We start from the raw sequence: 11,163 nt of genomic DNA on the forward strand, positions 1-11,163 counted from the left end.
AGTGCCGAAAGCTGGGATTATATACAACGACGTTAAACCTGTGGCTTGTCGCATCGCCGCAGAGTTGGAAGACAAGCTGACTGCCCGCGGCTGGGAGGTTTGCTCGGTTTCTGGTTCGGGAGGAATTCTGGGCTATTCTAGCCCCGATCGCCCCCTGTGCCACACTCAGATAGAACAACTCGTCCCCCCCGGTTTTGACAGCGACATGGAGTTTGCAGTGGTTTTGGGCGGCGACGGTACGGTGCTGTCGGCATTTCGCCAAGTCGCTCCGATTGGAGTGCCGCTGCTGACTGTCAATACCGGTCACATGGGCTTTTTAACAGAAACTTACCTGAACTTGCTGCCGCAAGCTTTGGAAAAGGTAATCGCCGGAGAATACGAAATAGAAGAAAGATCGATGCTGGCGGTGCGACTGTTTCGAGAAAACGACTGCCTCTGGGAAGCCCTTTGTCTCAATGAAATGGTGCTGCACCGGGAACCGCTGACTTGTATGTGTCATTTTGAAGTGGCGATCGGGCAGCACGCCTCTATTGACATTGCCGCAGATGGGGTAATTATCTCGACTCCCACGGGATCGACAGCTTACGCCCTTTCTGCCGGTGGGCCTGTCATCATTCCCGGAGTGCCGGTATTGCAGTTGCTGCCTATTTGCCCGCATTCAATGGCTTCGCGGGCTTTGGTGTTTTCCAACACTGAGCCGGTCAAGATTTTGCCGGCGAGTCCCACCCGCCTGGTAATGGTGGTAGACGGTAACGGCGGATGTTATGTTCTGCCCGAAGATTGGGTGCAAGTCGAGCGATCTCCGTACCCAGCCCGCTTTATTCGGGTGCAATCTTTTGAGTTTTTCCACATTTTGCGGGAAAAATTGGGATGGGGCTTGCCTCACATTGCTAAACCGAGTTCCGTTGAGTTGCCTTGATATTTGTTGGTAATGAGCGGAGGGCTAAAGTCCCCTCACTTCGGCTACGCTCAGTACGTCGCCTTTTAGGGCGGCTTTTTCTTTGTTTTTGGGCAGGATAAAGTTTGATCGGAATCTCCTACGGAATCCTTAATTCTCGATCGAGATTCCGAATCATCTCCAAACTCAGGCAGCGTTTATGATAGATGTATTCTCGTACTTCTGGGAGTTTAAACCATGTCTCTCGCTGAGTTAATACCTTTGGTGAACAATCTGAGCCAGTCAGACAAATTATCACTCTTCAAACTCCTAGCAGTGCAAATCCCAGACGCTGAACTACAAGTCATCTTTTCTGCATCAGAGTATCCGGTTCGATCGCTCTACGATGCAACGGAAGCGGCAAACATTATGATGCAGATGATTCGAGACGATCGAGAGGCATCTACTCATGCCTAGTTCGATCGAGTTTCCCTTTTCTGATGATGAAGCATTACCCACGATTCCCATCACTCTGATTCATGCAGGCTTTTCTGTCTCGGCGAATGCACTGCTAGATACTGGGTCTGCGGTCAATCTATTACCTTATGACATTGGTCTGCAATTGGGTGCAATTTGGGAGGAACAAACTGTCCGCTTGCCATAGGCTGGAAATCTGGCAACGGTTGAGGCGCGGGGTGTATTTGTAGATGTTCAAATTGGGAATCTGGAACCCGTTCGCCTAGCATTTGCTTGGGCACAAGCCTCTCAGGTTCCCTTAATTCTCGGGCAAACCAACTTCTTTCGAGAATTTGATGTTTGTTTTGTGCGATCGCGAGGCACGATCGAAATTATTCGCTTCTAATAAGCATCGATGCAGAACTCGGAGTTTTATTTAGCTTAACTCTCGATCGAGCTTCCGAATCATCTCCAAAGTCAGGCAGCGTTTATGAGATAACGCTCCCAATCAGTGATTGTTTTTATATAATTCGATGAGAATATTGGTGTCACACAAAATCATTGATTTTCTTTGCCCCATGCGTCTTTGCGAATGTCGTCTATAGTGATATTTTTTTCTTCCCAGATTCCGGCTAGCTCAAAAAAGGATTGTTCTTGATTGGAGTCATCTTTTTTTGGTTCTATCGTTTTAGTTTGGCTGGCTTGAAATTCTAGAAATTCGATAAATTCAATAACTTTATTGCGTTGTTCTGGGGAAAAAAGTTGGATTTTTTGGATTGCCATTTCTAGGGTTAACATGGGTTTCTCCTTGGTTGTTTTTGGTACTATTTTAACGATTTACACAAACATCTTTTTTTTGAAGCTACTAGCTTGTTGCATGGTGCGCGATCGAGCATCTCTATTGATTCTACCAATTTTCTGTAGGTCAAACTGGCGATCGAGCTTCCGAACCATCTCCAAAGTCAGGCGGCGTTTACGAGATAACGACACAGTTGAGCCGAGGCAGATATTACTGAAACGGAGACCGATAGCTTTTCGCCCTTCGGCTCCAACGCCGTGTTAGTTGGCTGGCGGTAGATTGAGAATTATGCTAAAAACTCCAAAACTAAACGATTAAATTTTTCTGGATACTCAACATGCGCCCAATGCCCACACCGCTCAAAAATATACAACTGTGAATTGAGAATCTTTTGGGAAGCAACATACGCATGAGCAACTGGCGTGATTGAGTCTTGTTTTCCCCAAATAATTAAGGTTGGGATCTTGATGCGATCGAGGTGTTGAACGATCGGACTGAAAACCTCTCGACGGACACCCCAAAAATCCAAATTAGCAACTAGCAGAGAAATTAGGGATTCCTTTTGACCGGGGAGATTAAACCGCTGATAATTCAGTTCAATCCATGCCTCTGGCACTGATTTAGGATCGTAAACGCAACTGTTCAGTACCATTCTTACACCCCTTCGACTGGGCGGAATCCGTTTAGTGATCGCTGGAAACGCCGCCAGTAGACGGTCAGCAATATCGATTTCTCGTCCCAATCCAAAACTCGATATTAATCCGAGGTTACTCACTCGCTCTGGCGATTCTAGGGCAAACTTGAGTGCAATGCTTCCGCCCATTGAATTGCCAATCAAACTTGCTGTTTGGATATCGAGTGTATCCAGGAAAGCTTTCAGAAACTGAAGTTGGTAGTCCAATGAATAAGCGACTGCTGGCTTGTCTGATAAACCTGTACCGACCATATCAAAGGCAAACACACGATAGTTTTGAGCTAAGGCTTGAATATTCTGTTCCCACATTTCGATTGAACTGCCGCCACTGTGGAGCAAAATGACAGGACTTCCTTGAGTTCCTGCACTCCAGTAACGAGTGTGGATGGAATCTACTTTAATGTATCGATCTGTTATCTTCATGCAGCAATTCAACCTTAACGTGAAGATAACTGAGCTTCAAAGCAATTTGAAATTTCAAGTAACCGCAATTGCAATACCTCTTGTATGGGTAGTTGTTTTGAGCGTCTAGAGGCACCTTGACAATGCCTTTGAAGTTCAGGTTCTGGACTCTTCAAGAATCTCAGTCGGTTCACCGCTGAGAGTGTCAACGACTTGTTAGCCTGCGTTTGCACCGATGCTGAGGACTACAACTCATCAATCGTTACCAACCCACCTTCCGTAAACTGGATCACAAGCTCATGGTTATCTAGCAAAGCAGTCCCAACTAGGGGTCGTCGTCCTGTCGCAAACACACGAGTTTCTCGCTCCTCTCCGTTCCAAATAATAATTGCTTTATGAAGAGGCAGCATCACTCGGCTGTTGTCTGCCAAATTTGCACGCATATCGTATTTGAACGGAAGATTCAGCAATGCCACTGCTTCTGGTGGTAAACAAAGCTCATCTGTAAATCCTGTGTCTACTACAAACTCGATCGGGAAGTCAGTACGATTCGGAATCCGAAATGGGATGGTGATAATCGCGTGTCCGTCAGCCACAATACCTGAAATCACTTGACGATGCGCTCCATGACACCGCCACCAAAAGCAGCAGCAACGTTATACCCAATTTTAATCCCGAAGAGTCGGGCATTGGGATGTTTCTCGCTCAAGAAGTCAGCAGCGCGTAGGCCATTTGCATCAACCCTGTAGTCACCTGTCTCAATGTCAATGATGACCATCTTGCCAATATTTTCTTCAACTTCCACTTCTTGGCGGATTCTGCTTTCGTATAGTTGCTCTGCACGTTGAGCAACTTCTTCACGGCTTAAAAGGATTGCTTGCATATGCTGATAATTATATCGCAGTTGTGTTACAATACTGAATATAATCGAATAATACCGCAGCTTAATGATGTATGTCAACCCGTTCTTACTCCCCATCGGAATCTTCTTTCCTCGATCGAGTTCGCTACACGATTCGACTCAAACACTTCAGCCGTCGCACTGAAACAAGCTATCTTTAGGAATGAAAAATAAATAACTTAATGAATTACTCAGGTTGGGGTACGGCTCGATAATTCCATTTGGGCAAATATTTGTCAAAAACAATTTGCATAGTATTTTTGAAATTATCAGCCACCTTTCGATTCGTTTGATAAACTTTATTAAGGATATTTACAGCTACAGATAGTCCCGTTTTAGTGTGAGTTTTTTCTACGAGAACTTTCACTAATTCTAAACTTGTAAAAATTACTCCTTGACAACCCCTGGTAATATGAGGAAAAAGTCGATGTTCTATCGGATTATATTTAGATGTATAAGGAGGGTAATGAGCAATTCTGATCTCAATTCCTATTTCATTAACTAATTTATGCAAATCTTCTTTAAAAATATAATGATTAGCATTATTACTACCTCCCCCATCACATTTGGTCAAGATAGAATTAGCGTTAGGGTAGGTAGCTTTACCATAATTATTCCACCAAGTTTTTAAAGACTCACAGGCGAATTCACTGGTATCTTTAGTATTTCCTAATGTTATATATCCTCGGTTTTGTTGAGAATTATAAATTCCATGGGGAATTACTTTGCCGTGACCTAAACTCCAAAAATCACGATCGAAAGTAGTGACTGGTTCTTTTGTATAGAGAGTTACCGGACGATACAAATTGCCTAAAACTTATTTCTTTTTGGTGTAAAAACTAATAATAGGGTGGCTGGCTTCTCTATACTCTGCATCAAGTCTAGCAATGTTTTTAAATTGAGCATCCCAATTTTTATTAATTCCTATTGTTTGTTTTTTTTGAGCTTTTCGTTTCACCTACCCATGCTTTTTTAAAAGTTGGGCTACTAAGGGGAGACTAATGGTAAAACCTGCCGCTCGTAGTCCCGCAGCTATTTCTTTATGCGTCAAATTAGTCCATTTGATTAATTCATTCATTGGGTCTCCCGCCGTGTAATTTTTTAAAACTTATAAAAATGCTGCATCAATGCCGATTTGAGTAGACAGAATACTTTTTCTTCCGCCTCCTTTCTTTCTTACCCTGGAACTATTGAGTGTCTCTGAGTCCATTTTTTCTAAATCTTCTATTCCCTTGACGATGGTGTTTCGACTGCATCCCAAAAGTTGCATTACATAGCTAATTCCACCCCATCCTAATTTTTGAGCGTCGATAGCTGCATACCTTCTTTTATCCTTTTCTGATAAGGATTTATAACATTTTTTCATTTCTGACTCAAGTGAATTAGAATAAGACATGGGTTTAAACGCCAATTAGAGTAGTTGAGGAGAAAAATCCGTTGTGAGTTAATTTATGTTTGGGTGAAAATTGCAATAAGCGCACTTTTTTCAGTATAACCGATAATTCATCAACTTATTTATTTTTCATTCCTTAGTGAGAATTAGGTCATAAAATATCAGCTCCAGTTACGAGAGATGGTGGAGCGAAACAACAACCAAGTCTGAATTTTTAAATTGCGGACGATCGCACACCGGGTACAATTTCCTTTGAGTCGATCGACCGGGGCGGGCTAGTTATTTTGTGCGCTCGAATTATTGTCGATAGTTTGAGCTGAAATGGCGATCGCACACCGGGTACAATTTCCTTTGAGTCGATGATCGGCCGGTCTGATTGAACAAACGGGCGTTCTCACTTTTTTACACGCTGCATGATCGTGCGGGCGAGCGATCGGCTTGAAAAAGCTGTTGTACGTGCGATCGTCGTGCGCTCTGATTTTTGTGTAACATCCTTCAGGGGAGCTCGGCACGCAGCTATGTCTGGCCTGCGATGACACGACACTAATTCTTGGATGAACACGAATCTCGCCCCAATCTAGGATACAACGAGGCAAGAAAACCCGCCCTAGCTTGTAAACTAGGGATAACAGAATACGCAGGAAAGATTTATGCCGTCGGAAAACCAAGACTTGCTCAAAACTCAAACACCTAACAGTCCAAAATTGCCGGTTCCCTCAGACATCTTATTGAGCTTGGTCGCCTTACCCATGCTGGGCGGGTTGGTGGTGGCTAAAGCTGCTGCTGAGTTTGTTGCGTCGATCGGCGTTGAAAGCGAAGAAGTCTTTCGGGGTTCGCGCCTCCCCGTACTCAACTTTCCTCAATCACAGGATTAGAAAGCCCAAGGAAGGATGCTGCTGCTAGAAGTTGAATTTTGTGACCCCGCCCAAAAACGGATACGGTGCCACGTACTCCTGTCGGGGACAGATAAAAATTTTCGACCCTAGTTCAACATCCCAGGTTCATCTTTGAAGTAAATCTAAAAGTGTTCGACTTAGCGCGACTCAACTGACTTCTGGCCGAACGTCTCACGCCGATCGTCTACAATCTCAAATCGCAAGTTAACTGACCTGAAAGCTTGACAATAGGTACAATCCGTGCTGTAAAAATTAATCTTTCCTTATACTTTGTACATAAGTGCCTTCTACTTTTAACGTTGCAATAAGTCTCAAATTTGACTGCAAACAAAAGTGTTTTAGGCGAAACTAAACCATACAATTTTCTTGACACCCGCAGCTATTGAGGAACAGCCCGATGAGTTCAGTCCTCCAGTCTTCAGAACAGGCTATTGATGCAACATCTATTTCCCCTTTTCCCGCTTACTCAAAATCAGACCTGTTTCTACGAAATCGCCTCAAAGTTGTAGAGGACTTGTGGGAATCGGTGCTGCGACAGGAGTGCGGGCAGGAATTGGTGGATTTGCTCCAACAAATGCGATCGGTCAATTCCGCCGAGGGACAAGCCACTCACTTTCGCGAGTCGAATGTCGTACAGCTAATCGAAAAGCTCGACCTCAACGCCGCCATCCGCGCCGCTAGGGCTTTTGCACTGTATTTCCAGTTGATCAACATTGTCGAACAGCACTACGAACAGCGAGACCAACAGCTAGCTTACGCTAGCAGCAACGACGCTGGTGGGCGGATGTTTTCTAAGCTGCCAGGACAAGCAACGGATGCCCCCGATCGCCCCCGCCACCGGGAAGGCCCAGTCCCCGCCCAAATGGCTCCTCGCGGTGCAGACAGCGGCGAGACGATCGCCCGAGATGCCGGCACTTTTCACCAACTGTTCCCGATGCTGCTGCGCTTGAACGTGCCCAGCCAGCAAATCCAGCGGTTGATCGATCAGTTAGACATCCGCTTAGTATTCACGGCTCACCCGACAGAAATTGTCCGCCACACGATCCGCACCAAGCAGCGGCGAATGGCGAAGATTCTCCAACAGCTAGACCAAGTTGACGAGAAATTTCAGGCGATCGGAACCGACTCTCAAAGCCCCTACCCGGTGTCTTGCTGGGAAGCGGCGGCTCTCCAAGAGCAACTGATGGAAGAAATTCGCCTCTGGTGGCGCACTGACGAACTGCACCAATTCAAGCCGACTGTACTTGACGAGGTGGAATACACTCTCCACTACTTCGAGGAAGTTCTGTTTGATGCTATTCCCGAACTCTACCAGCGCTTAAAGCAAGCGATCCACGCTTCTTATCCTTATCTGAAACCGCCGAGTTACAATTTTTGCAAGTTCGGTTCTTGGGTGGGTTCCGACAGGGACGGCAATCCTTCTGTGACTCCAAAAGTTACTTGGCAAACGGCTTGCTATCAGCGCCACTTGGTGCTAGAGAAGTACATCGCGGCGGTGAAGCGACTGAACGAACTTTTGAGTTTGTCGCTGCACTGGAGCGACGTGCTGCCGGAATTGCTCGAATCTCTCGATCGCGACAAATCGGAATTCCCGGAGGTTTACGAGCAGTGGGCGATTCGCTATAGGCAAGAACCTTATCGGTTGAAGCTGGCCTACGTGCAGCAGCGACTGGAAAATACGCGCGATCGTAATTGGCGGCTCTACAAAGGAGACGAGTTGCAGCGGGAACGCGAAGCTTTGTCGGAAAATCCCGGAATGACCGGCCTTTATCGATCGGGCGCTGAGTTTTTGACCGAGCTCAAGCTCATCGAGCACAATTTAGTGGAAACAGGTTTGAGCTGTCGGGACTTGGAAAATCTGCTCTGCCAAGTAGAAATTTACGGATTTAATTTGGCTTACCTAGATATTCGCCAAGAGTCAACTGTACACTCGGAGGCTTTGAGGGAAATTGCTGAATACTTGCAAATTTTGCCAAAGCCTTACAATCAAATGTCGGAATGCGATCGAATTATTTGGCTGGCAACGGAACTGCAAACTCGTCGCCCTTTAATTCCAGCAGAATTGCCATTTTCTCCCAAAACTTGCGAGACGATCAATACCTTCCGAATATTGCGGCAAATGCAGCAGGAGTTTGGCCCGGAAATTTGCGAAACTTACATCATCAGCATGAGCCACGATGTCAGCGATTTGCTGGCGGTTTTGCTGTTAGCAAAAGAAGCGGGACTTTACGATCCGGCGACAGGAATTAGCAGTATTCAAGTAGTTCCCCTGTTTGAAACGGTGGAAGATTTGAAAAAAGCGCCGGAAGTAATGCAAAAAATCTTTGATCTGCCGCTTTATCGAGCTTTGCTAACAGGAGGATACGCGCAGGAACTAGCGGTAAAAAACGCAGACAATCTCAAATGCCCAATCGAAACTCTCAAATTGCAAGAGGTGATGCTGGGCTATTCCGACAGCAATAAAGATTCTGGTTTCCTCAGCAGCAATTGGGAAATACACAAAGCTCAAAAGGCTTTGCAAATGGTTGCGGAAAAACACGGTGTGGAGTTGCGAATTTTTCACGGCCGAGGCGGTTCTGTAGGGCGCGGCGGCGGGCCTGCTTACAAGGCAATTTTGGCTCAGCCTGGAAAGAGTATTAACGGGCGAATTAAGATTACTGAACAAGGGGAGGTTTTGGCTTCTAAATATTCTTTGCCGGAGTTGGCGCTTTACAATTTGGAAACGGTGGCGGCGGCGGTAATTCAAGCGAGTTTGCTGCACACTGGTTTTGATGGCATCGACCCTTGGAATGAGATTATGGAGGAGTTATCGGCGCGATCGCGATCGCACTACCGCAATTTAATCTACGAACAGCCGGATTTAGTTGATTTCTTCCACCAAGTTACCCCGATTCAAGAAATCAGCCAGTTGCAAATTAGTTCTCGCCCGGCCCGTCGCGGTGGCAAAAAAGACATCAGCGGTTTGCGAGCAATTCCGTGGGTGTTTAGCTGGACTCAAAGCCGCTTTTTGCTGCCTTCTTGGTACGGTGTCGGTACAGCTTTGCAAGAGTTTTTGCTGGAGGAACCGGAAGAACACATGAAACTTTTGCAGTATTTCTACTTGAAATGGCCGTTTTTTAGAATGGTAATTTCTAAGGTGGAAATGACTTTATCGAAGGTGGATTTGCAGATTGCAGAACACTACGTGCAGGAGTTAGCTTTGCCAGCGGACAGGGAGCGTTTTAAGGCTTTATTCGATCAAATTGCTGCCGAATTTCACTTGATTCGCGATTTGGTTTTAACGATTACCGGACACCAACGTTTGTTGGACGAAGATCCATCGCTGCAGCGATCGGTGCAGTTGCGAAATGCGACGATTGTGCCTTTGGGTTTGTTGCAGGTTTCGCTGCTGAAACGCTTGCGGCAGCACGGTAGTGGCGGGGTTCCGGGGGTGATTCACTCGCGTTATAGCAAGGGTGAATTGTTGCGGGGAGCTCTGCTGACGATTAATGGTATTGCTGCGGGGATGCGGAATACCGGCTAGGGAAATAGTTTTGAGTTTTGAATTCGTGGTGAGGTGCGCGATGGAGCACCTTGCTACGGGGAGTTTGGCTAAAAGCTAAGTTGAGTAAATAGTTGCTTAAATGATAATGATACTGCAATTGGTCTTTATCTAGCGATGAATTCGTCTGAGGATGATTACAAGAAAACTAATGCTGACTCAGAAGACACTGCTGCTGGTGCTGGCTCGCCCGATCCAGACGAATGCCCAGATGATAATTACGATCGACCAGTTGGCAAAGCTAGTAAAGTAGATGATAAGTGGCTGAAAAAGAATGGTATCGATGCTCACGATGTTAAAGGTGACGCGCTAGGTAAAGTCAGCAATTTTGATATTTATGTCGATCGAGAAAAAAATTGTGGAAATTTCGCAAAGGTCAAAACCAGAATCAAGGTGAGTATCTTGGGAATTTACAAGATTTCCAATAGTGCAAAAGGAGATGTCTAAATGATAATCCAATTACCTTGGGAAAAAAACACCAATGGCACACACGCTTTTCTAAAAAAAAGACCTGTCAAAAAAGTCCTTCCCTCCTTATCAAAATTAATCGCCCTTTTAAAAATGACTGATGTAACTTTAGTTAGCGGTATCTTTAATGAAACTGAAATTGCATTTGAAGAAAATATATCAGTGTTTGTTGAATCATCAACTTGCATGGGATTTTTTGGAGCTTACAGTAGAGCATTTACGAACGAAGAAGATGAATTCCCTTATCTATGCTTGAGGAAAGGATTTTGGGATAAAGCTAATGAACTGCGCTGCTCAAATAAAAAAAATCAAAAAGAATATATTTATGGATCGTCACAAATTATCTCTGTCATGGTTTTTCTAAATCCTGTTGAAGCCAGAGAATTTGTTAATTTGATATCTGAAATGATGAACATGATGAAAAACGGCATCAAGTTTAAAGAACTTCAAGAGACAGAGCCGTCTGAAACAGAGCAAGAATTTGTAGAATACAGCATAACTGATGGCTACTTAAACCATGATTTTAGCTATAATCCATACAACTTTAAGTGTGACGAACTCGAAAATTGGACGGTGAGGTGGCGCGAAGCTTTTAAAACAGTAGACCAGAACGCAGGGCGTATACCCGAGCAAGGATCTCAAATCAGTTATAAAGCATCCAGGGTAAGCTCATCTAATTTGGTATAATATGAACTTGACAAAGTTAACAAAATAAGCATAAGAGACTGTGTAGACA

The 11,163-nt window shown here is 45.0% G+C and carries 13 protein-coding genes and 1 pseudogene; 7 read left to right on the forward strand and 7 right to left on the reverse strand.

Annotated features, from left to right (window positions below):
* The first annotated feature begins 1 nt into the window (after position 1).
* From QT992_RS18630 to QT992_RS18640, 3 genes are all read left to right on the forward strand, one after another.
* Positions 2-919, forward strand: coding sequence for an NAD(+) kinase (locus QT992_RS18630; protein ID WP_333317039.1), 918 nt, complete (start codon positions 2-4; stop codon positions 917-919).
* Between the two features lie 216 nt (positions 920-1,135).
* Positions 1,136-1,354 carry a hypothetical protein gene (locus tag QT992_RS18635; protein WP_333053554.1) on the forward strand — a complete coding sequence of 73 codons (219 nt, stop codon included), beginning with the start codon at positions 1,136-1,138 and terminating at the stop codon, positions 1,352-1,354.
* Positions 1,347-1,541, forward strand: a complete 195-nt coding sequence (locus QT992_RS18640) for a hypothetical protein (RefSeq protein ID WP_333317037.1) — start codon at positions 1,347-1,349, stop codon at positions 1,539-1,541. The genes QT992_RS18635 and QT992_RS18640 overlap by 8 nt, the downstream gene beginning before the upstream one ends.
* A gap of 350 nt (positions 1,542-1,891) precedes the next feature.
* On the opposite strand, the gene QT992_RS18645 is transcribed toward QT992_RS18640, so the two are convergent.
* The 7 genes and pseudogenes from QT992_RS18645 to QT992_RS18685 all read right to left on the reverse strand — a co-directional run bounded on the left by QT992_RS18645 (position 1,892) and on the right by QT992_RS18685 (position 5,525).
* Positions 1,892-2,131, reverse strand: coding sequence for a DUF2281 domain-containing protein (locus QT992_RS18645; RefSeq protein WP_333316797.1), 240 nt, complete (start codon positions 2,129-2,131; stop codon positions 1,892-1,894).
* Between the two features lie 39 nt (positions 2,132-2,170).
* Positions 2,171-2,323: a hypothetical protein gene (locus QT992_RS18650; RefSeq protein ID WP_333316799.1), complete on the reverse strand. Its 153-nt coding sequence runs from the start codon at positions 2,321-2,323 to the stop codon at positions 2,171-2,173.
* Positions 2,324-2,418: 95 nt separating this feature from the next.
* Positions 2,419-3,249, reverse strand: a complete 831-nt coding sequence (locus QT992_RS18655) for an alpha/beta fold hydrolase (RefSeq protein ID WP_333336979.1) — start codon at positions 3,247-3,249, stop codon at positions 2,419-2,421.
* A 224-nt stretch (positions 3,250-3,473) separates the two neighbouring features.
* Entirely contained in the window at positions 3,474-3,824 is a 351-nt protein-coding gene (locus tag QT992_RS18660; RefSeq protein ID WP_333377451.1) for a clan AA aspartic protease, read from the reverse strand.
* A gap of 11 nt (positions 3,825-3,835) precedes the next feature.
* On the reverse strand, positions 3,836-4,111 hold the full coding sequence (locus tag QT992_RS18665) for a hypothetical protein (RefSeq protein WP_333336981.1): 276 nt from the start codon (positions 4,109-4,111) through the stop codon (positions 3,836-3,838).
* Positions 4,112-4,316: 205 nt separating this feature from the next.
* Positions 4,317-5,222: pseudogene (locus QT992_RS18670) on the reverse strand (ISAzo13 family transposase); the annotation flags it as partial.
* 15 nt (positions 5,223-5,237) lie between these two features.
* Positions 5,238-5,525, reverse strand: coding sequence for a hypothetical protein (locus QT992_RS18685; RefSeq protein WP_333336988.1), 288 nt, complete (start codon positions 5,523-5,525; stop codon positions 5,238-5,240).
* A gap of 647 nt (positions 5,526-6,172) precedes the next feature.
* Here QT992_RS18685 and QT992_RS18690 point away from each other — a divergent pair.
* From QT992_RS18690 to QT992_RS18705, 4 genes are all read left to right on the forward strand, one after another.
* The gene (locus QT992_RS18690; RefSeq protein WP_333053485.1) at positions 6,173-6,397 is read left to right on the forward strand and encodes a hypothetical protein; all 225 of its coding nucleotides are present in this window, start codon (positions 6,173-6,175) and stop codon (positions 6,395-6,397) included.
* A 418-nt stretch (positions 6,398-6,815) separates the two neighbouring features.
* Positions 6,816-9,941 (forward strand): phosphoenolpyruvate carboxylase, encoded by a 3,126-nt coding sequence (ppc, locus tag QT992_RS18695; protein ID WP_333316808.1) that lies wholly within the window; start codon positions 6,816-6,818, stop codon positions 9,939-9,941.
* Between the two features lie 135 nt (positions 9,942-10,076).
* Positions 10,077-10,406 (forward strand): polymorphic toxin type 33 domain-containing protein, encoded by a 330-nt coding sequence (locus tag QT992_RS18700; RefSeq protein ID WP_333336990.1) that lies wholly within the window; start codon positions 10,077-10,079, stop codon positions 10,404-10,406.
* The gene (locus QT992_RS18705) at positions 10,407-11,114 is read left to right on the forward strand and encodes a hypothetical protein (RefSeq protein WP_333336992.1); all 708 of its coding nucleotides are present in this window, start codon (positions 10,407-10,409) and stop codon (positions 11,112-11,114) included.
* Positions 11,115-11,163 lie beyond the last annotated feature (49 nt).

Origin of the sequence: Microcoleus sp. T3_D1 (genome assembly GCF_036700405.1) — a bacterium.
Classification (GTDB): domain Bacteria; phylum Cyanobacteriota; class Cyanobacteriia; order Cyanobacteriales; family Microcoleaceae; genus Microcoleus.

Excerpts from the sequence above, each read along its gene's own strand:
- QT992_RS18635 (WP_333053554.1), top strand. The coding sequence starts at position 1,136 with ATGTCTCTCGCTGAGTTAATACCTTTGGTGAACAATCTGAGCCAGTCA.
- QT992_RS18640 (WP_333317037.1), top strand. The coding sequence starts at position 1,347 with ATGCCTAGTTCGATCGAGTTTCCCTTTTCTGATGATGAAGCATTACCC.
- QT992_RS18645 (WP_333316797.1), bottom strand. The coding sequence starts at position 2,131 with ATGTTAACCCTAGAAATGGCAATCCAAAAAATCCAACTTTTTTCCCCA.
- QT992_RS18655 (WP_333336979.1), bottom strand. The coding sequence starts at position 3,249 with ATGAAGATAACAGATCGATACATTAAAGTAGATTCCATCCACACTCGT.
- QT992_RS18665 (WP_333336981.1), bottom strand. The coding sequence starts at position 4,111 with ATGCAAGCAATCCTTTTAAGCCGTGAAGAAGTTGCTCAACGTGCAGAG.
- QT992_RS18685 (WP_333336988.1), bottom strand. The coding sequence starts at position 5,525 with ATGTCTTATTCTAATTCACTTGAGTCAGAAATGAAAAAATGTTATAAA.
- QT992_RS18690 (WP_333053485.1), top strand. The coding sequence starts at position 6,173 with ATGCCGTCGGAAAACCAAGACTTGCTCAAAACTCAAACACCTAACAGT.
- ppc (WP_333316808.1), top strand. The coding sequence starts at position 6,816 with ATGAGTTCAGTCCTCCAGTCTTCAGAACAGGCTATTGATGCAACATCT.
- QT992_RS18700 (WP_333336990.1), top strand. The coding sequence starts at position 10,077 with ATGAATTCGTCTGAGGATGATTACAAGAAAACTAATGCTGACTCAGAA.
- QT992_RS18705 (WP_333336992.1), top strand. The coding sequence starts at position 10,407 with ATGATAATCCAATTACCTTGGGAAAAAAACACCAATGGCACACACGCT.